Consider the following 19907-nt stretch of genomic DNA (forward strand, 5'->3'; position numbering starts at 1 on the left):
TATTAATAGTAAAACAACACGATACATTGTTGGAAATTTCCGTTATAATAAAAAAAGTGACAGTACTATACTTATTTGTCTTTTCCCTATACAATCTAACACGAAGGGAGAGGAAAACATGCCTCGGTTTATCATGATGACAATCTCTTATCTTGTCTCAATCATCCTAACCTTTTCATCCTTTTTCGTGAACATCAACGGTCAATCTTCGCTAGAAATCGCTAATCGTTTTTCTGTAGTATTTGCACCAGTTAGTGTAAGTCATGTAATTTGGATTGTCATTTATTTTTTACTCGGTTATTGGTTAGTTATGAACATGAAAAAGACAACTTTGAAACAGTCTGCGCTTTTTAGTTGCATAAATATATTACAAGCATTAATGATATATGTCTGGCACCATGAGTTATTTATTGTTTCTCTTGGCATTACATTACTCTTAGTCTTGTATTTGTTTATGTTGTATAATACGTACCCTCTTCAGAACAAATCCTTGTTTGGTCGTATTCCTTTCTCTATTTATTTAGCATGGATGACATTTATTTTTATCACAAATACAAGCTTTACGTTAACGGCTTATGGTTGGAACGGCTTTGGTCTTAGTACGCCTCTTTGGGCAGTGATTTTACTTACTTTAGGAGGAGCCATTGCGCTACATATCCGTTTCCATCACTTTGATGTTATGTATCCAAGTGTTTTTATTTGGGCTTATATTGGAATCGCCATACATAATGGTTTTGATGAGCTACTTGTCACTACAGCCGCTTTATTTTTATGCGGTGTTCTCTTTGTTGGCATTTTATTTATTAAAAAAAATCCTGCCTACCAAAAATAATTTGGTTAGCAGGATTTTTTCATTGCATCCTATTCTTCGTCTAATGACGTTAAGATAATTGGTTTATCTTTTGTTACAATGACTGAATGTTCGATTTGAGCTACAAGTGATTTATCAGGTGTCACGAATGTCCAGCCATCACCTGCTTCTACGATATGCTCTGCATTTGCTGAGATAAATGGCTCAACCGCAAGGACCATACCTTCTTTCATAATAGTAGAATCCCATGCATCGTAATAATTTAAAATATGGTTTGGTTCATCATGTAAAGATTGACCTAAGCCATGACCTGTTAAATTCATAATAACAGTTAACCCATTAGCATTTGCCTCGCGTTCAACAGCTTTACCAATTTGATTTAATTTAGATCCAGCCTTTACTTTTGTCATTGCTCGATCAAAGGCACTTTTAGCAACACGGCAAAGCTTTTCTTTGTCCTCATAGCCATCACCCACAACAAATGAAATACCTGTGTCAGCAAAATAGCCATTTAAAGAACCAGAAACATCAATATTTACGATATCTCCTTCTTGAATAACACGCTTTCCTGGAATACCATGTGCTACTTCTTCATTGACACTAATACATGTATACCCTGGAAAATCATATTCTCCCTTTGGTCCTGAAATAGCGCCAGCCTCTGCAAACATGCGACCAGCAATTTCATCAAGCTCAAGTGTTGTAACTCCTGGCTTTGTTGCAGCTTTCATCGCTTCGCGAATTTCAGCACAAATGCGTCCTATTTTTTTAAAAGCTTCAATCTCTTCTTGCGTTTTTACAATCATGTATAACGTCCCTTTCATCTAATATCTATTCTTTAATATAACATAACTTTTTATGCGTATAACGATAAACGCTTTAAATATTGTATGCTTTCCTACTTTGCAAAGTGCTAAAAGAGCTATTCACGATAAAAAAGCCCCTCCACTCATGTGAAGGGACTTGCATTAAGCTTTTCTTTGCATTAATTGTGGAGCGGCTGTGAATAAAAGAACACCAACGATTGCCGTTAAAATGGTTGCTGGTAGCATATATGTACCATTGTAGATGATGGAATAGATCCATGCATTTTGGTCACCGGCATATTCGGCAAAAAATACAGCACCAGCAATTGTATGTGCTGTGTATCGTAAGAAGCCTGCGAAAACGGTACCTATGATTATATAAAGTGCCATTTTTATTTTGTTCATATGTTTAGCAGCGTCTAACACTGGTCCACGAACAACCGCCGCTAATCCTACAACTGTAAAAGCAACTCCATAATCCAAGAATCCTTGTAGCCAGTGCACAATCGTAGCACCAAACATGGTTTGCATTACACCTACGAGTAATCCAGTTGTTAGCCCAGCTACTAAGCCCCAGCGAAATGCTATTAACATAATTGGTACCATAACAAGACTAACTGAGCCGCCTTGTGCCCATACTTTAAAGGAAACCTGATCCAGTACGAGACCAATCGCTGCAAAAATCGCAATCTCCACTAGCATTAATAGTCTTTTTTTGTCCATACATATTCTCTCCTTTGTTCCGATGTAGGATACAAGAGCAGGAATAGAAAAGCGCTGATATGTCTCTTTCTGACACCTTTTTTCCTTTAAGGACGAAAAAACGATGTCAGGACAGAGCCTCACATCGTACAAGTGTCGGTTTCTATCCACATCCCTACGCAAGCGTTAACTTACAGGTTCGAAGAGTCAAGGCATTACGTGCCCAGTCTCAGCTGACATCATCAGCTCCCCTTGTGGTCGTTACATCTGAATTTATTTGAACAATCTCATTGTACGCAAAGGATTGAAGGATTACAACCTTCCATACATCATTTTTTTGAAACTTTGCTGTTTTTCATGCGTAAATATTTAAAAAGGAGGTACAACTATGGAGAATCAAAAAATTTTAGCTGCCTTTAGTTATCTTAGTATTTTCTTCGCCCCTTTTATCGTTCCATTAATTGTATATTTTGTGACAAAAGACAGTGATGTAAAAAGCCATTCGATTCGTGCACTTGTCTCTCATTTAATACCTTTTGTTTTTGGCATTCTATTCTTTATTGTCTTTGTTTTTTCTACATTTAGTTTAGATCCAACCTCCAATAACAAGACGGTGATGATTATTTGGTTTGCTTCATTCGCCATCTATGCTCTCGTCTCACTAGGTATTGTGATTTGGAATATAATTCAGGCTGTTCGTGTTATCCGTTAATGTTTTATTTTTACGTGAAACAGGTAGTAGTAATTGTAAAAGGAGCTGTTTTAGGATGAAAGTATCAAACGTTGTAAAAACTGCCGTCAAGTTAGCACCTATTGTTATTCCTATCGTAAAAAAAGTAATGGCTGCAAAAAAGGGCACAACACCTAATACCACCACTCGAAAAAAATAAAACGAAGGCGTATTCCTATACGCCTTCGTTTTATTTCACTTCAAAATGGGTTTGACTATGGCCATTCAATGTTTTTTCCACGTGTAAAACTGCTGGCATCGCAGATTTCAATTCAGGCACATGAGAAATAACGCCAATCATACGACCAGAATCCTGTAAATCAATTAATGTATCAATTGCTTTATTTAGTGATTCCTCATCGAGTGAGCCAAAGCCCTCATCAATAAACATCGTTTCAATATGAATATTACCTTGGAAGCTTTGAATCACATCTGCCATCCCCAATGCAAGGCTCAATGAAGCATTAAATTTTTCGCCACCTGATAAAGTTTTGACATCTCGTAATTGATCCGTATAAGCATCATAAACATCAAGACCAAGGCCACTTTGCTTCGCATGCTTTTCTAATCTATCTGAACGTCTAAGCTCGAATTGACCGTTTGATAAATGATACAGACGTATATTGGCAGCTTCTGTAATTTGATCTAAGTAGTTAATTTGTATATACCGCTCAAAGGATAGCTTTTTCGAGTTTTGTCCATTTAATAATCCATAGAGCTCCTTTACTCGCCCTGCTTCTTGTTCAAGTAAATGAAGCTCTTTCGCTATTTCTTCCACCCTTTCACTAAAGCCTTGGCATGCTTGTATAAAGCCATTCATCTGTTGCAAACGTTTAAATGCTTCCTCATAGGAAATTCGATGCTGTTCTACTCTTGCTTCAAGCGCCTCTAAATCTTGCTTCTCTTTCCCTTGAAGATAGGTAGCCCCTTCGGTAATCTGGATTTGCAACGTGTGTACTTGTAAAGCATAGTCACTGCATGCTTTTCGAAGTGCATCTAATTGTATGGCACTCCGTTTAGCAGTAGCATAAGCCTCATAGCTTTCGAAACCTAATTCTTGCATATTTGCTGTAAATTGCTGAAGCTTTTCATTCATTTTAAGCTGTAATTCCTCAAAGGACTGTTCGGCAATTTCTACAGTTAGTGTTGTATTGCTAGCTGTTTCCTTTGCTGCATGCAAATTTTCCTGACTCACTTGCCAACTTTTTTGAAGCTCTTCTTTCTGTTTTCTAACTTCATTCAGTTGTTGCTTTAATTGCTGTAAAGTTGGTAAATTAGGGGGCATCTGCTTAAGTTGTTCGTCTACAACCGCTTGTAATTTTGTCCATTCTTTTATCTGCTCTGCTAAATATTGCTCTAGCTTCATATGTTTATTTCGTAGCTGTTCTATTCGCTCATGCTGATGCTTTATTTTCAATCGCACATCAGCTAATTGATGTTGAATAATTTTTAATGCAGCAATCTCTTGTTCCACTTCATGTAAAGTAGCGGTGATCTGTGATTGGTCTTCTTGTTTAATATGCTGTGCCTCAAGTTGTTGCCATGTATCTTGAAGAAGTTGCTGCGCTGATGCTAAAAATGCCTCTTTCTCTAAATACTTACGCTCGTCTGATGATGCCTTCGCTCTTAATGCTTCCACTTGAGCAAGCTCAATAACTTCCAGTTGTTCATTGTGCGCTTTCTGATGTGTCATACTACCACAAACAGGACAGGCTTCTCCTTCCTTCAGCTGTTCTGCTAAAATACTAGCTTGACTCGTCAGCCACCGTTGCTGCAAAAGTTGAAGAGCCTCTTTACTATCTTGATAGAGACTGTCTGAAGCAACTACATCCTGCTTAGCTAACTCTACGGCATATTTATATTTCTCCGCTTGCTTGATTAAAGCAACTTGTTCCCGTAGTTTCGGTAATTGCTCTAAATAGCTTTCATAGGGTTCAACCTGTTTTTCATAGCCTTCTAACGATCGAGAAAAATGCTGGAATTGCTCTTGTTCATTTTCCAAAAGTTTGAGGTTATCATTTACTGCTCGTTTTGCATTTTCAGCATATTGCTCCGCTATTTGCAGCTGCTGTATATTGTTTTCATAGGCTTCAAATTTCGGCAATAGCGCTAGCATCTGCATTTCCTGCTGTAAGACTTGCTGTCGTTCAGATTCTTTAGCCTGCTCTATCTCATATTTTTCTTGTGCGTCTTGCAACTTTTCTTGTGACTGCTGTTGCTTAACCTTTGCTTGTTGAAAAGCTAGTTCTTTTACATTCAGTTCAGCACGTAAATCCTTGCATTGTTGTTCTAGTAGCACAAGTCGCTCTGCTTGTTCTGCTAAAGCAATCTCCTTCTCCTTTGCTTGGTATAAATCCTGCTGTTGTAAAAGCATTTGCAGCCGTTGCTGTCGAGTAGCTTGTTCATCAAATTGCTCATTTAGCGTTTTTGCTAAGCGATAATATTCCTGCTCTTTTTGATGAAGGCTATATGCTTCTTCATAGTATGACTGTTCATCTTCTCCACATTTCTTATAGTAGCTAAGCTCCTCATCAAGTGCCTCTGTTAGTTGATGTAAATTTTCCGTATTATCAGCAATCAATGTGAATAAAGCGGAAGAACGCTGTGGTAAGGCGCCCACAATTTGACCAAGTAAATGTTCTTTTAATTGTTTGGCACGTTCAAGATCCCTTTCTGCTTCTTTACGCTTGGCATCAAGCTTTTTTGCCATGACACCGAAACGATCTGTTTTAAAGATTTTCCGTAAAATTACTTCTTTATTTGTTGAATCAGAGGTTAATAGTTTTCTAAATTCACCTTGAGGTAACATGACAATTTGGCTAAATTGATCTTTTGTGAGACCTATAATTTCCTGCAATTTCTTATCGACTTCAAGCGTTTGCTGTTTCTCTACAATGCTATAATCCAGCTTTCCCTCTTTTACTTCTGCTAACTCTACTTTCTTTCCAGTAACCGTTTTATTTTTTTCTTTAATATGACCTGGCTGTCGTACTATTTGATAGACTTTTCCATGCATTTCAAAGACGAGTTCTACAGCTGTATAAACTTCATCATGTGCAAAACCGCTTCTTAGTAAAGCTGTATCCTGTCGATCCTCCCCACTACCTGATCCGTAAAGAGCATAGCAAATAGCATCGAAAATGGTTGTTTTACCTGCACCAGTTTTTCCAGAAATGGCAAACAATCGATGCTCCCCTAGCTCTTGAAAATCAATTACTTCCGTGTCTTTATATGGACCAAACGCAGTAATTGTTAACTTTAATGGCTTCATTTTACAGTCTCTCGCTCCTCATCTAATAACTCCTGTAACATCTCTGTGAATAGGCGTTCCGTATCTTCATCAGGCTGAATGCCAATAATATCAGTGAAGAATGAACGGAATAAATCAATATCCTCTAGTTTTTCAGCTTCTACTACTTGTAGTTCACGTGGCATATCTTGTCTTAGTACCTTCCGCTCCACATGCATAGCGTGCGGAAATACACTACGAATACGTTCCATTGGTGAAGTCACAGATAGTTTATCCGTCAATCTAACAAATACATAATCCTCACTTGGTGTGAGCGTTAATAACTCCTCTAATTGACCTTCTACTACTCGTAGATCTCTTCTTGGCACAAGCTTTCTTTTACTTACTGTGGTGTTACCTTGCTCGTCTAATTCGATGATTAAAAAACCTTTCTCATGTAAATGCTCAGATAACGAGTATTTTAAGATAGAGCCGGCATAACGTATAGTTTCGTTTAAAACAAAATGTGCCTTATGTAAGTGCCCAAGAGCCGTATAGTGAAAAGGTTTGAATAAAGCTGCATTCACACAATCTGAGCCTCCAATGGAAAGTGGTCGCTCGGAATCACTAGTATTTGCTTCCTCCTCACCATACTTCGTCACAAAAGCATGTCCAACAAAAACATGACGCTTACTTGTGTCCATGTCTTCTGTGATATGCTCAATAATTTTCCGCATGGCGTCTTGATGAGAACGGATTGACTCATCTTCAAAGATGTTGCGAATAGCAGCTGGCTCCGTATAGGGCACTAAATGAAAATGTACTTCTCCATGTTGATCATTCAAAACAATAGGTGCATGATTTTTTGTAAATTGGCCCTTAATATATAAACCACTATCACGCATTAAACGACTACCAAAATTTAAACGACCTGCACTATCATGATTTCCCGCCACTGCTAGAACAGGAATCTTCTTTTCTAATACTATTTTCGCTAATACATCATTTAGTAAATTAACTGCCTCAATAGGAGGCATCGAACGGTCATATAAATCACCTGCGATGATAATTACATCTGGTTTTTCCTCATCTATCGCTTGTATAAATTGTTGAAGAATATAATGTTGATCTTCTGTCATATAGACACCTTGAACAAGCTTTCCTAAATGCCAATCTGCTGTATGAAATATTTTCATTCTAGTACCTCCTAGTCTTCTCTATATTTTAGCATGACTATTCCCCATCTAGTGCACACTAAAGGTTTAGTAGTTCTAGCCAAAATTGGTTTTCATAGAAAAAAGCATCTTAATAGGTAAGATGCCTTAGATATCGATTATTTAGATGTATTTGATAAATGCCTTATATCCTGGGAATCCCTGAATTACGTAAGTCATACGAGGAGATTGATGTTGTGCCACATTTTGCTTCCGAGGCTTCGCTGATGATTGTTGCTTTAGGATTTCCTCAAATGATTTGGGATTTGGCTCTGGCAATTCTGCTGAAGAGATGTTTAAAGCATCTCTCCCACTATAAATCTGTAAAAATGAGTTAGCCATTTGTCGATAGCCTTCAATATTTGGATGAACATCGGCACTATTTGGTAAGTAGTTGGTTGCATTCAATCCAAAGGCATCATAGACATTTATATAAGCTGCGCCAGCTTGCTCTGCTTGTTGTTGTAAAATCGTATTTAATCTAACTAACTGGGTGTTTGTTCCTTCTTTTTGCGTCGGATGAACTGTTGGATACGCAAAATAATACCCTATGACATAGATTTTTGCTTTAGGCGCACGTTCTTCTAATTCATCCAAAATCGATATCATATTTTTTCTAGCCAAATTTAAAGCGTAATCTGCCTGAAGCTGTGAAAAAGCTAAGGTCCCTGCATGTGGGTTTACCTGGACAAGACGTAATAAATCATTAGCCCCTGCCGAAATTGTAATAAGTGTCGCATTTGCTAATAAATTTTGCGCTTCCTCAGATCGTATTCGTTCTAATACATCTGCCGTAGTAAAGCCAGGAAAAGCAAGTTCTTTTGTATAAAATGATAATTGACCAATGGAACTTAATTTCATGGCAATCAAATCACTATACCCTACATCAATTTCTTTGTAGGGTGTTTGACCTGCTGCTAAGGAATCGCCAATAGCCACATAGGTTTCTTTTTGAGCAAAAGCAGATGAAACCCAAATTGTCATGAATAATACTGTCATACCTAGCAAGCTACATAATCGTTTCATCTGCTTCCCTCTTTTCTTATTGACTAAAAATTAAAAAGCCCAGCTACCCTTGCGGAAAATTGGCTCAACCGTACCATCTGGTAAAATACCATCGATGTCCATTTCACCACTGCCAATCATGAAGTCTTCGTGTGTCACAGAAATATTGGCACCCAATGCTTCAAGTTGACCGTTTTCTAGGTCTCTACCACCCTCTAAGCAAGTCGGATATGCCTCACCAATAGCTAAATGGTTTGAAGCATTTTCATCAAACAGCGTATTGAAATATAAAATCTCCGAAGCTGAAATTGGTGACTCGTGTGGGACAAGTGCTACTTCACCTAAGTAGCTCGAGCCTTCATCCACTTGAATAAGCTCTTGCAATAAATCATGTCCTACTTCAGCCTCTGCCTGAATAATTTTGCCCTCTTCAAATGTTAATTTAAAGCCATCGATGATATTGCCCTGATAGACTAATGGCTTCGTATTACTAACATAACCGTTTACACCTTGTTTCATTGGCAGTGTATAAACTTCTTCTGTTGGCATATTGGCCACAAAGACATTATCTTCTGGTGTTTTACTACCACCAGTTAGCCATTTATGTTGTGGTGCTAAAGCGATTGTTAAATCTGTACCAGGTGCTGTATAGTGAAGCTTTGCATACTTTTTATTATTTAAAAGCTGTGCACGAGATTCTAAATTAGCTACATGCTGACGCCAATTATCAACTGCATTGCCTTCTCCAATATGAACCGTTTTAAAGATAGCTTCCCATAATGCAGGTACTTGCTGCTCCTCTGTTAATTGAGGGAAAACCTTTGCTGCCCATTTAGCTGAAGGAACTGCTACAATGGACCAAGCAATTAAATCCTTCATGACTGCATTGCGATAGTTTTTCAATGCTGCCCCTGATACTTTTTGATGTGTTGCTAGTCTGTCTGCTGGAATTCCTGTTAGCTTATCAGGATCTGCTGCATCAATCCATAAAAGAGCTCCTTTACGTTCAATCAGTTCATCACGCATTTTCACAACCCATTCAGGGAAGCGATTAAATTCCTCATCGGAAGCATGCTCAAAATAAGCACGATCCAATTCATCATCGGAAAAATTTACATGAACACGGCCTGCTCCAGCCTTATAAGCCTCTTTTACAACTAAACGGGCAAAATCTAAAGCATCCACAGATGTATTGACTAATAAGTACTGACCTGGTTGGATGTTCACACCAACTTTTACTGCAAGCTCTGCATATGCCTGTAATTTCTCTTCAAATGTCATACTATTTCCCTCGCTTCTGTCCAATTGTTTTAGAATTACCCTCAATCAGCTCGCCATCATGCCATATTTTTTGCACAGGCTTGCCTGGAATTTCCCTTGTCCATTTTTTATAGGTTTTTTCATCACGATAAGATAATAAGGTTAATACTTCACCATCTGCTCCAGCACGCCCAGTACGACCAGAACGATGCAAATACTGTTCAATTGTTCGTGGGACATCAACATGAATAACATGTGTTAAACCAGCAATATCTAAACCACGAGCTGCAATATCTGTTGCAATTAAAATACGTGCGTCTCCTTTACGGAATGCATCTAACGCTTTTTTCCGTTCTTCTTTCTTCATATCAGAGTGGAGCGTGACAATCGGTGCTGAACGGTATTGTAGTTTTGTTTCCTTCATTAATAATTGATCGATATTATTAACAAAAGCCAACGCTCTTAAACCCTCTGTATGGGAAAGTCGGCGGAGGAAATCCGTTTTATCACGTTCTTCTACCTTCACAAAAGAATGGACAACTTTACCAACCTTTAACATGTCCTCAGGCTTAATTTTAAAACGCAGTGGCTCAAACATCATACGACTCGCCACTAATTCAATTTCCTCTGTAATCGTAGCCGACACAACAACAACTTGTCGGCCATAGGCAGAACCTTCGATAAAGGATTTGATAACAACACGGTATTCACGACTTAGTAATTGATCACATTCATCTAAAATAACTGTTTCGACTTCTTTGAGTTTTAATTTTCCTGCTCGTGCTAATTCGTTTAAACGACCAGGTGTGCCAACAACAATCGTTGGCTTTTTCTTCAACTTTTCAATTTGACGAGCAGAATTGGCACCACCAATCAGCTGTTGAACAGTAATGTCTGTTCCAGCCGTCCACTCACGTATAACTTCTACGATTTGCATAGCAAGCTCTTGCGAGGGAGCTACGATCAGTCCTTGCGTTTGCTTTTTTGCCCCATTCACTTTATTTAATAATGGTAAGACATATGCTAACGTTTTACCTGATCCTGTAGGTGATTCCGCGACAATATCTTTGCCTTCAAGCATAGCTGGTATCATTTCATCTTGAATTTTCATGGGTGTTTCAAAGTTCCATTTTGCTTGTAGTTCTTCTTTTAATAAATTAATGACTGACATGTTATTTCCCACCTTCTATCTACTTGACACTAGTTTAACACACTCCGTAGGTTCCTACTTTATATGTACGTAAGCAATTATCTAATCATTTCAAGAAAACATTGCTTCCTTTCATAAAAAATCTGCTTCACTCAACACGGAAAAGTAAGCCTGTCCACAACTCTTTCAAGAATTGTAGCTTACCCGTGAAAAGCAAGCAGATTCTTTTCAATTCAACTAATCGATTAATTCATAACCACAAGCTAAAATGGCACATTCCGCTAAAACGATTAATGAATCAATATAAATGTCACTTAGCTTCAAATCTCTATTAACAATAGAAAGCTCTGTACAACCTAATACAATTCGATCACAATTTAATGCTAGCATCGCCTCTTCTATCGGTTGCCAGTCTTCTAGCGTAACATCCTTCCCAGCCTTGACATAATCATAAATGATTGACATCACATAGGATCTCATTTCATTATCTGGAACAACTGGTGTAATACCAAACTGCTCAAGTGCTTCCTGATACATCCGTGATGTTAACGTGCCTGTTGTTGCTAAAATACCTACTCGCTTTGCTCCTAAATCAGCAGCACGCTTCGCTGTTTCGCGAATCATATGCAAGACAGGTATAGGAGAACCCTCTTCAATTTCTTGATAAAACGTATGCGCCGTATTACAAGGGATCGCAATTATGTGTGCTCCTACCGAAGCTAGTTTTTTTGCATCCTCAATAATGACTGGTACCGGATTCTCCTTTGTATTATCTAAAATATAAGCCGTACGGTCAGGAATATTTGTATCATTATCAATAATGGTATGTAAATGGTCCTGATCTTTTTGTGCCTTTGTACGCCTTACAATCATTTCTCCTATAAACATTGTTGCAAGTGGACCAACGCCACCAATAATACCTAAAGTTTGTTTTTTCATGTGTTAGACAGACCTTTGTTATTAAAATATTTCTTATAGCTGCGATAGAAGCTTAAATTATCAAGCGTGACATTCAACCAACGTTTTGCATTCATATCCTTATAGTTAAAAATAGAATCTGTAGCCATCCCTTGTCGAATTAAACTTTTCGCCTCCATTACTAGTTGTTCATTTTGAACATATTTGAACAGCACACCATTCGGTACGATTGTCCAAAGATGCTTGTTCTTCAAATATGTTAGTTGTTGTTTACTTCCTCGAACATAATCGTCCGCTACATACTGCATTAAATTAAAGCCACTGGCCGTCACATAATAATTGGAAAGTTCATTATGTAATTCAATACTCAACAATTTATATTGACCGTCACGATCATCATATTTCATATCAAATGTGGCAAAGCCATGGAATTGTATCGCTTCGAGAAAGGACTTAACATTATCCATTAATTCCTGATGATAGGTTGTCATAATCGCTACATAACGTCCTATCCCTTTTGGAGAATGCTCTTCTAAAATAGGGTTTCCTACGGCAAGAAGTTTTGCCTTCCCATCTTGTCCTATATATGCATTAACAACCCGCATGTTAGCATCTTCTCCAGGAATATATTGTTGAATCATCAAATCATCACGATATGCTGATTCTTTATAGATAGCACGTAATATACTGTCCTTTTCATCCTTATCATATGCAATATATACTTTTTTCTTACCAGGAAAAATGCATGTAGCATATTTTGTCATATTCATCGGCTTAATGACAATTGGATAATCAAATGGCATGTCGTAGTCTTCATAATCATTCACCGTGCATACATGTGTGGCAGGGTATTGAAAACCAAATTGTGCGCATAGTTCATACATACTTTCACGAGTTAAAAGTTGATGCGCAAGTGGGGCGTCTACATAAGGAACTAGAAAATTCTCTGCTAACTCCTCTTTATGTTCAACGATTTTTTTGACATAAAATTCATCACAGGCTAATAACAGTAATTTTTTGTCTTGGAACTCCTCCGCAATAGCTTTTAAAGCGGTCACAAACCTTTCTTCGATATGAAGTCGCGGTATCTCACGAAAAGTCCATAAATCACTTTGTTGAATTTTTTCCATATTCGTATGGTTTAGTGCAAGTGGCTTCACACCATAGGCTTCGTAAAATGCTCTGGCCATGCCATAAGCATTCATTTCATCTCCAAGTAAAACAGGTAAAAAAACGTGCTCAATGGCCATTCTACTCAACTCACTTTTACTTTTTTATTAGTGTAACATACTAATGATTTATAGCTTATTTATGAACAGCTACAGCTTGTTTGCCTAATTCCTGATAACTTTTGAAAAATTGATCGACATTGTAAGTCACATACCCTTTTAAAGGATCCATTACGACTACCTTATCACCTAAATGTCCCGTTAAGACGACTGCATGTAAGTTCATAAAAGCATCCTGTGGAGTCGTTTCCCCTGTATAAATCCAGCCTCTTTCTGCTTTTCGTTTAGGCTTCGATAGATCTAGTGTTACCCATGTCACGACAGGAATACCTTCACGCACAAGCTGTAAAATATCATCCTGTGAGGCGTTACTCATATTTTTGACATGTAGGTCAGCTTGTTTATCTGTAATAACTGCCTCAGCCGCTTTGACAATTGGAGCAGCAAAAACATACATGCCTCGAGCTTTATCACGAGGGTTACCTGCAAAAGCTTCATTGGGATTTGGTCCAAAACGTTGATTGCCTACAGTTCGTATTTCTTGCTTTGGTAAATACTTGTCAGTCATTTCGAGTTTTGACACATTCATTCCAAAATAATTTAATACGGCTGTAAGTGAAGTAATTTCACAGCCATGTGGCAGCTCAGGATTTTGCATGACAACAGGGACATCTAACTCCTGATCGTCTCTTAAAAAGTGTGTTTGCAATCGATAATAGGGCTTAGTTGTATCGTAAGTGAAATTCTCGATTGTTGTATACCCATTATTTGTCGTACTATTTTCAAGTGTCGTTGCCGCAATTGCATATTCTCTCCCTGCCTTTAGCTTCGAAAAGATAGCTTCTCCCTCTTCTGAACCAATCGCTTCTTCCACTACATCACCTGTTTGTACATCTGTAACCGTAAGGAAGAGATTTGGAATAGGTGCCCCGCTATTAAATTCTACTGTTAAAACCGTTAATTGATTTTTTTGTTCAGCATCTTGCTGAGAAAATGGCTGACAGCCTGAAAGTAACATAATAATCAAAATGCCAATAAGTAAAAGGCGTTTATACCCCGTCCACAAGACAAATTCCGCTCCTATTCTAAGGCGAAGAGCAGCCCCCTTCGCCATACTCATTATTCCATTTGTCGTAGACTCTATTATACGATACTTTCATAGCCGTTCCTATTTTATCTTGATTTAATAACTATATTTTGTACTAATAGCGAGTTTCACAAGACTCTTTTGCGAGTAAACTCCAAAAATCTGGATAGCAATTATGCCAAAGGTTAATTGAACTGTCTTAAATCGTTGTTACTTTCGGTCGTAACGTATGTTTTAGTACCTTCCCAGAGGCATTACGTGGTAATTCTATTAAAAATTCAATTTCATAAGGTACTTTATATTTGGCAAGTCGTGTTTGACAATAGGATAGTATCGAATTTTCATCAAGAGACTTCCCCTCCTTTAACACCACAAATGCTTTTGGTACTTCTCCATATACTTCATGTGGCAATCCAACCACTGCTGCTTCTAAAATTTCTGGCATTTGATATAGAACTTCTTCTATTTCGATTGGGTAAATATTTTCTCCACCGCGAATAATCATATCTTTTTTTCGATCTACAATATATAAATAGCCTTCCTTATCAAAGCGTCCTAAATCGCCTGAGTACAGCCAGCCATCCCTAATCGCTCTTGCTGTTTCCTCTGGATTGCGCAAATAGCCCTTCATTACTTGTGGACCTCTTACGCAAATTTCGCCCACCTCTCCAGCTGGAACGGTCTTTCCTTCACTATCAACTACACAAACCTCTGTCTGTGCTAATGGTTTTCCCACTGAGCCAATTTTCGTCAATGCATCTGTATCTAATAGAGAGGTAGCTGCAGGTGAATTTTCAGTTTGACCATAAAGATTTTGAACCTTTACATTTGGAAATGCTTCTTTCACTTGCTTTACAAGCTCATAAGGCATTGGGGCAGCCCCGTAACATAATAAACGTAAATGCTTAAAGCTATGTTCCTTGAAGCCTGGAGTATTTAATATGATCGTATACATAGATGGAACACCAAAGAAAATTGTCGTTTTAGTAGCTACAATTTGAGCTAACGTTTTAGTTGGTGAAAATGCTTCTTCAATGACCACCGTTCCTCCTTGATAAAACATAGGCATAGCAAATACATGAAGACCTGCACAATGGAACAAAGGCGTACAAATAAACATTTTGTCCTTGCTCGACATATTCATAGAAGACGACCAAATATCTGCTGTAGCCACGATATTCTGATGCGTTAGCATGACGCCTTTGGGTTTACCTGTTGTTCCTGACGTATACATGACCACTGCCGTATCGTCAGCCTCTAATTGCACAATTTTTCTAGCATGATTATCATGCTCAATTATGTTTTTCATTTCTTGAAATCCGATGGTATGTTGGAATGAATAGGAAACGTCCTCTAATACCTCTGTTAATCTTTCATCAAAAATTAAGCCCCTTGCTTGTGAATGATTAAAAATAAAATCAACCTCAGGAGCAGCTAATTTAGTGTTAATAGGCATCACAATAAATCCAGCTAATTGGACACCTAAATAAGCGATTAAAAATAAATCTGAATTGAGCGTATATAGGGCAATCACATCATCTTTTTCAAAATCTTGTTCCTGCAAGTAAGCCGCAAATCTTTCTACACGTTGATAAAAATCATGATAACTTAATGCCTTTCCATCATACAATGTTGCAATTGCATTTGGTTGCTGCCCTGCATAGTCTTCAAGAATATCTGTCATAAACTTCGTCATTATAAGCCCTCCATACATTCATTTTATTATTACTGAATAAACAAGAATGGGAAACTATTAAACTTCTTAAAATTCAGAAAATTATGATTATATTTTATCAAGCAATGTATTTCTTGGCAATTTTTCCACACATTCAAAATATGTAGCTGAAGTAACAAAATATTCTTAGACATTTTACTTTTCTAGCAATTTCTATTGGGTGTATGATACTTGTACGATTATTATTAGGAAAGGCCGGGTTTAAATGCTTTATGCACTTTTAGGAGATTTACATTCTAATATAGAAGACACTAAAGCTGTTCTAGCTCACATTCAACAAACAGCAGAGGAAGCAAAAATCATTGGATTAGGGGATTTATATGAATGCACTGTAAGTAAGAAAAAGGCACAAAACATATCTGGCTTACCTTTGCAAAAGGCGGCCATAGTAGAAAGTGAGTTTGAAAGACTACTAACCTTCCCCTCTATTCGAGGCAATCAAGAAGAACGTATTACTCAGGTCACTGGCATTGAACGTTTTAGAGCTTTACCTGAGACAATAGAGATTGATGGAGCCACGCTTATGCACGGACATCAATTTAAGTGGAATGTAAGCTGGCAACCGACTTTCCCACCCTTTCAAAAACCATTATTTTTCTTTGGGCATAGTCACGAATCAGGCCTTTATCATCAACAAAAAAAGCTGCCGATTCGTATTCGGTACGGGCAACCAATTGCGTTACAAGACAAACAATATGGTGTGAATGTAGGCTCTGTTATCAATCACCGTGAATGGTGTCTTTATGATAGCCAAAAACGTACAGTGACATTTATGTGTGTTCCACCTATTAATCTATAAAAGAGCAAGCTAGTATGTAGACTAGCTTGCTTTCCATTTTTTAATGAATATATTGCTTTTTCTCGCTCAATAAAATTTCCTTTAACTCTTTTAATTTTTCAATTACAACATACGATTCATCCGTAATTTCTTTCAGGTATTTTTCAGCGCCCGTTTTATTGCCTACATTGTATTCACGCACTGCTTTTTTTGCTATATCATGGACGTGGATAAATGGTTGTTCTAACTCTGTATAGACACGCTCATCACCCAACAATTTCTTTCCTGTGCCGTAATACCATTCGCCAAGGCGTGATTCTTTTGGAGACCCTACATCCTGCTCCGTCATCGTTTCAAAGCCTAGTAGCAAATTGTAGATTTTCCATCTCCACAATAGATGGTCGGTAATAGCTAATTCAATAATATCCTCTTGGCTAATAATAAAGTTTTTAGAAATTGTTGTGGATCGGTATCCATCAATCATTGTACTTAACTTATAAATGGCAGAGCCCATATCAAACACGATTACCTTACTTTTTTGCATGCTCTCTGTAATTGTATGGTTACGTTCAGAAATAGTAGTAGCAGATTGTGCCTGAACCTTTGCCGTTGTAGCTATTTCCTCAAAGCGCGCCCCCTGCTGCTGTAAGTTTTTATTTAGCTCAGCTAGCGTCTGTGATATATATAAGGTATCTGTAACACCTTGATGTAAATCTTGGGAAAATTGAGTCGTCAATGAACTAATATTATGGGTAATATGAAGTAGCTCCTGTATATCTGTATGTATAGATTTGACAGATGTACTTGTATCATCAGCAAGTTTCCGAACTTCCTCTGCAACAACCGCAAAACCTTTTCCTGCTTCTCCCGCACGAGCGGCCTCTATTGATGCATTTAAAGCCAACAAATTTGTTTGATCTGCAATTTTTTTAATTAATTCCATTAATTTCGCTACACTATTTACACGTTCAACTAAACGCCTAATGTCTTCCTGCATTGATTTATGGCCTTCATCGGTCGTCTGTAAAATAGATGATACTTGTTGTAATGATTCCAAATCCTGATTTAATTTTTTAAAGGCATGCTTTGTTTGCTCTGAAATATCACCAACTGATGTGGCAATTTCTTCAATACTTTCGTCTAACTCATGCATTAATTGATCTGCTGCAACAATCTCCTGTTGCTGAATCTCCTGAAATTCAATCAGTTCCTTAATGGTATCTAACTGTGTATTATAAGTAATTATTTCACCTAATCCATTTACTACAGATCCTGCTTGAATTTCAATATAGGTCTCTAAAATTATTTGTTGATCAATTGTTACTAAGCTATCGTAAGACAATAAAACATCCAGCATTTTTTCTTCATCACGAGATAGTTCTTTGACAATAAGTGGAATGATTAATTGATTAATCAGTGTATAGGCAGAAATCATCCAATTCGGTAGTACACCAATTCTTGCATGAACATATGCAATTTTACGACGCTTAAAGACATAATCTAAATCTAATTCATCATCAAATAAGCTAATGAAATGGGTATCAAACAATCCTTTTAAGCGCTCTACTGTGGAATGTGTATTGATGACCTGATTAAACTCTGGGATTTCCAGTAGACGAGCATAAAAATTATCGAGTATATGCTGTCGATTATTCTCGTAAATTTTACGTAAAAACCCAACAGATTCTCTTCTAATTCTAGATAAAGCAAGGAAATCCAATTTTTCTTTAAAGCGTTCATTTGTTTCGATGTCTGAATTTTTCGTAGCCGAAAAATAATCATAACTTTGATTAATCTTCTTCCTTTTGAACATAGCTCCCACTCCTAGTTGTATTCAAGTAAAATAAAATTACCAATATTTTAAAGCCAATTATAGTTTTCTCTTCATTACCTTCAACTAATAAAACATATATATTTTACCAACAATAGAATGACAAAAATAGATTCTCATTTAATTCTTTACACTTTACTATTTTTTCGTCCACTTTATTGACAATTTCTTATTTTCTTAGTTAAACACTGTCTTTACGCAGAAAAAGCGCTAAAATCCCAATTGATTTAGCGCCTTCTTCCCATATAAACTTCTCGTTAGTGCTAGCACTCGCAATCGCAATTTTGTAAGCTATCCAGTAGCTTTTCCATGGCTTCTAGTTGCTCACACAGCGTTTGAATCATGCAACGTAGGATTGGAATTAACTCTTGACAAATGCAGAATCTAAGCACATTTTGTGCCAGTCGTATACCACCCTGATGATGGACGATCATTTCCCGAAGATAATTGATATTAATGCTATTAGAGACTGGTGGAGCACACATTGCATTGAACATAGCTTCTGTAATTTCTTTGTAAGCACACATATACTCGTATAATTCATACTCTGAGTTCTGTACGACACAACAACGATTTTGTATCGCTTCAAGACTCTCAAGCATTTCTGTATGTGTGCGAATGATTTCTAAGGCGAGATTTTGCACAGGTATATTCGTTGTATAACGTAAAACATTTTCAGACATTTGGATTGCTGCAACTTGATGAGGGATGATTTGCTTAATAAAATTTTCTGAGATACTACAAGTAATGGTAACATAGGTCATACCCTGCATCATTTTTTTGAGGATTCGCTGATATTCCTCTAAATATGCCTTTGTCACATTACTGAGTTCAATTGGTTTAGCCATTAGACACACTCCTTTCAGAGTAATGTATGCCTGCTAGGTTGTTGTGCGATAGACAATTGTACCAATTGCTCAATTTTTACCAACCTTTATCATCGCAAAAAACTATACTTGTTCTTTCTTATATGTATCTATGCATGTTGAACAAATGCATAGATTTGGCTCTCTTTGCACTGTAGTTAACAGGGTTTCTGGAATGCTAACTGTCATACACCAGCACTCTTTTTTGCCTTTTGCCACGCCACAATGGTTTTCGCCTCCGCATAATGGACATCTCATTTCTCCAGTTGACATGATTTACAACTCCTTTATTTTTCACCATTGTAAAATAAAAAGGGAAGAGCGCTCAATACCTTGCTCCTCCAAAACGTTTATTGTTGATGTTTGTGTATGTCTTGTTTGACTTCATCAATGTCTGTGTCGCTATAAATAGACGTACCATGTCCACCACTTTTAGCTAACAACGCCTTTACTTCATTATAGGATAATCCTGCCTGTGCATTTTTTTGCTTCACTTCATTAATATTTGTTCCTGCAACTGTAAATTGGACGTCTTTTTCATGATTCATTGATTTTT

General features: G+C 37.4%; 19 protein-coding genes and 1 riboswitch. Of the genes, 4 read left to right on the forward strand and 15 right to left on the reverse strand.

The window, feature by feature from the left end; genetic code table 11:
- Positions 1 to 118: 118 nt before the first annotated feature.
- On the forward strand, positions 119 to 832 hold the full coding sequence (locus PSR12_RS20095) for a hypothetical protein (protein ID WP_221682821.1): 714 nt from the start codon (positions 119 to 121) through the stop codon (positions 830 to 832).
- 29 nt (positions 833 to 861) lie between these two features.
- On the opposite strand, the gene map is transcribed toward PSR12_RS20095, so the two are convergent.
- Complete coding sequence (gene map / locus PSR12_RS20100) at positions 862 to 1617, reverse strand: type I methionyl aminopeptidase (RefSeq protein WP_004225600.1); 756 nt, start codon at positions 1615 to 1617, stop codon at positions 862 to 864.
- 162 nt (positions 1618 to 1779) lie between these two features.
- Positions 1780 to 2340, reverse strand: a complete 561-nt coding sequence (gene thiT, locus PSR12_RS20105; protein ID WP_274770265.1) for an energy-coupled thiamine transporter ThiT — start codon at positions 2338 to 2340, stop codon at positions 1780 to 1782.
- Between the two features lie 134 nt (positions 2341 to 2474).
- Positions 2475 to 2582: riboswitch (TPP riboswitch) on the reverse strand.
- 125 nt (positions 2583 to 2707) lie between these two features.
- Here thiT and PSR12_RS20110 point away from each other — a divergent pair.
- Together PSR12_RS20110 and PSR12_RS20115 are read left to right on the forward strand one after the other, a co-directional pair.
- On the forward strand, positions 2708 to 3031 hold the full coding sequence (locus tag PSR12_RS20110) for a magnetosome magnetite crystal formation protein family (RefSeq protein ID WP_009371560.1): 324 nt from the start codon (positions 2708 to 2710) through the stop codon (positions 3029 to 3031).
- Positions 3032 to 3086: 55 nt separating this feature from the next.
- Positions 3087 to 3209, forward strand: coding sequence for a hypothetical protein (locus tag PSR12_RS20115; protein WP_255601705.1), 123 nt, complete (start codon positions 3087 to 3089; stop codon positions 3207 to 3209).
- Positions 3210 to 3239: 30 nt separating this feature from the next.
- On the opposite strand, the gene PSR12_RS20120 is transcribed toward PSR12_RS20115, so the two are convergent.
- From PSR12_RS20120 to PSR12_RS20160, 9 genes are all read right to left on the reverse strand, one after another.
- Positions 3240 to 6320 (reverse strand): AAA family ATPase, encoded by a 3081-nt coding sequence (locus PSR12_RS20120; RefSeq protein WP_274770266.1) that lies wholly within the window; start codon positions 6318 to 6320, stop codon positions 3240 to 3242.
- On the reverse strand, positions 6317 to 7474 hold the full coding sequence (locus PSR12_RS20125) for an exonuclease SbcCD subunit D (RefSeq protein ID WP_274770267.1): 1158 nt from the start codon (positions 7472 to 7474) through the stop codon (positions 6317 to 6319). Before PSR12_RS20125 ends, PSR12_RS20120 begins: the two co-directional genes overlap by 4 nt.
- A gap of 141 nt (positions 7475 to 7615) precedes the next feature.
- Positions 7616 to 8518: an SGNH/GDSL hydrolase family protein gene (locus PSR12_RS20130; protein ID WP_274770269.1), complete on the reverse strand. Its 903-nt coding sequence runs from the start codon at positions 8516 to 8518 to the stop codon at positions 7616 to 7618.
- 30 nt (positions 8519 to 8548) lie between these two features.
- Positions 8549 to 9778 carry an aminopeptidase gene (locus tag PSR12_RS20135; RefSeq protein ID WP_257520608.1) on the reverse strand — a complete coding sequence of 410 codons (1230 nt, stop codon included), beginning with the start codon at positions 9776 to 9778 and terminating at the stop codon, positions 8549 to 8551.
- A gap of 1 nt (position 9779) precedes the next feature.
- The gene (locus PSR12_RS20140; protein WP_004225614.1) at positions 9780 to 10928 is read right to left on the reverse strand and encodes a DEAD/DEAH box helicase; all 1149 of its coding nucleotides are present in this window, start codon (positions 10926 to 10928) and stop codon (positions 9780 to 9782) included.
- A gap of 216 nt (positions 10929 to 11144) precedes the next feature.
- Entirely contained in the window at positions 11145 to 11846 is a 702-nt protein-coding gene (locus PSR12_RS20145; RefSeq protein WP_004225616.1) for a cysteate racemase, read from the reverse strand.
- Positions 11843 to 13075: a carboxylate--amine ligase gene (locus PSR12_RS20150; protein WP_004225618.1), complete on the reverse strand. Its 1233-nt coding sequence runs from the start codon at positions 13073 to 13075 to the stop codon at positions 11843 to 11845. The genes PSR12_RS20145 and PSR12_RS20150 overlap by 4 nt, the downstream gene beginning before the upstream one ends.
- A 55-nt stretch (positions 13076 to 13130) precedes the next feature.
- Positions 13131 to 14120 (reverse strand): C39 family peptidase, encoded by a 990-nt coding sequence (locus PSR12_RS20155; protein WP_257520609.1) that lies wholly within the window; start codon positions 14118 to 14120, stop codon positions 13131 to 13133.
- A 220-nt stretch (positions 14121 to 14340) separates the two neighbouring features.
- Positions 14341 to 15837, reverse strand: a complete 1497-nt coding sequence (locus PSR12_RS20160; protein WP_221682814.1) for a class I adenylate-forming enzyme family protein — start codon at positions 15835 to 15837, stop codon at positions 14341 to 14343.
- Between the two features lie 244 nt (positions 15838 to 16081).
- On the opposite strand from PSR12_RS20160, the gene PSR12_RS20165 reads away from it, so the two are divergent.
- A complete protein-coding gene (locus tag PSR12_RS20165; RefSeq protein ID WP_221682813.1) occupies positions 16082 to 16675 on the forward strand; it encodes a metallophosphoesterase family protein in 594 nt (197 codons plus the stop codon).
- A gap of 40 nt (positions 16676 to 16715) precedes the next feature.
- Here the strand turns inward: PSR12_RS20165 and PSR12_RS20170 are convergent, their stop codons facing one another.
- From PSR12_RS20170 to PSR12_RS20185, 4 genes are all read right to left on the reverse strand, one after another.
- Positions 16716 to 18467: a methyl-accepting chemotaxis protein gene (locus PSR12_RS20170; RefSeq protein WP_221682812.1), complete on the reverse strand. Its 1752-nt coding sequence runs from the start codon at positions 18465 to 18467 to the stop codon at positions 16716 to 16718.
- Between the two features lie 281 nt (positions 18468 to 18748).
- The gene (locus PSR12_RS20175) at positions 18749 to 19333 is read right to left on the reverse strand and encodes a DUF305 domain-containing protein (protein WP_016993472.1); all 585 of its coding nucleotides are present in this window, start codon (positions 19331 to 19333) and stop codon (positions 18749 to 18751) included.
- Positions 19334 to 19435: 102 nt separating this feature from the next.
- Positions 19436 to 19624 carry a cysteine-rich CWC family protein gene (locus PSR12_RS20180; RefSeq protein WP_221682811.1) on the reverse strand — a complete coding sequence of 63 codons (189 nt, stop codon included), beginning with the start codon at positions 19622 to 19624 and terminating at the stop codon, positions 19436 to 19438.
- A 77-nt stretch (positions 19625 to 19701) separates the two neighbouring features.
- Positions 19702 to 19899, reverse strand: coding sequence for a gamma-type small acid-soluble spore protein (locus tag PSR12_RS20185; protein WP_274770274.1), 198 nt, complete (start codon positions 19897 to 19899; stop codon positions 19702 to 19704).
- Positions 19900 to 19907: the final 8 nt, after the last annotated feature.

Origin of the sequence: Lysinibacillus sp. G01H, assembly GCF_028872195.1 — a bacterium.
GTDB classification, from domain to species: Bacteria; Bacillota; Bacilli; order Bacillales_A; family Planococcaceae; genus Lysinibacillus; species Lysinibacillus capsici.

Bases quoted from the DNA above. Each gene is read 5' to 3' on its own strand.
- PSR12_RS20125 (WP_274770267.1), bottom strand. From the start codon at position 7,474: ATGAAAATATTTCATACAGCAGATTGGCATTTAGGAAAGCTTGTTCAA.
- PSR12_RS20165 (WP_221682813.1), top strand. From the start codon at position 16,082: ATGCTTTATGCACTTTTAGGAGATTTACATTCTAATATAGAAGACACT.
- PSR12_RS20120 (WP_274770266.1), bottom strand. From the start codon at position 6,320: ATGAAGCCATTAAAGTTAACAATTACTGCGTTTGGTCCATATAAAGAC.
- PSR12_RS20185 (WP_274770274.1), bottom strand. From the start codon at position 19,899: ATGAATCATGAAAAAGACGTCCAATTTACAGTTGCAGGAACAAATATT.
- thiT (WP_274770265.1), bottom strand. From the start codon at position 2,340: ATGGACAAAAAAAGACTATTAATGCTAGTGGAGATTGCGATTTTTGCA.
- PSR12_RS20175 (WP_016993472.1), bottom strand. From the start codon at position 19,333: ATGGCTAAACCAATTGAACTCAGTAATGTGACAAAGGCATATTTAGAG.
- PSR12_RS20110 (WP_009371560.1), top strand. From the start codon at position 2,708: ATGGAGAATCAAAAAATTTTAGCTGCCTTTAGTTATCTTAGTATTTTC.
- map (WP_004225600.1), bottom strand. From the start codon at position 1,617: ATGATTGTAAAAACGCAAGAAGAGATTGAAGCTTTTAAAAAAATAGGA.
- PSR12_RS20170 (WP_221682812.1), bottom strand. From the start codon at position 18,467: ATGTTCAAAAGGAAGAAGATTAATCAAAGTTATGATTATTTTTCGGCT.
- PSR12_RS20135 (WP_257520608.1), bottom strand. From the start codon at position 9,778: ATGACATTTGAAGAGAAATTACAGGCATATGCAGAGCTTGCAGTAAAA.
- PSR12_RS20140 (WP_004225614.1), bottom strand. From the start codon at position 10,928: ATGTCAGTCATTAATTTATTAAAAGAAGAACTACAAGCAAAATGGAAC.
- PSR12_RS20160 (WP_221682814.1), bottom strand. From the start codon at position 15,837: ATGACGAAGTTTATGACAGATATTCTTGAAGACTATGCAGGGCAGCAA.
- PSR12_RS20115 (WP_255601705.1), top strand. From the start codon at position 3,087: ATGAAAGTATCAAACGTTGTAAAAACTGCCGTCAAGTTAGCACCTATT.
- PSR12_RS20145 (WP_004225616.1), bottom strand. From the start codon at position 11,846: ATGAAAAAACAAACTTTAGGTATTATTGGTGGCGTTGGTCCACTTGCA.
- PSR12_RS20180 (WP_221682811.1), bottom strand. From the start codon at position 19,624: ATGTCAACTGGAGAAATGAGATGTCCATTATGCGGAGGCGAAAACCAT.
- PSR12_RS20150 (WP_004225618.1), bottom strand. From the start codon at position 13,075: ATGGCCATTGAGCACGTTTTTTTACCTGTTTTACTTGGAGATGAAATG.
- PSR12_RS20130 (WP_274770269.1), bottom strand. From the start codon at position 8,518: ATGAAACGATTATGTAGCTTGCTAGGTATGACAGTATTATTCATGACA.
- PSR12_RS20095 (WP_221682821.1), top strand. From the start codon at position 119: ATGCCTCGGTTTATCATGATGACAATCTCTTATCTTGTCTCAATCATC.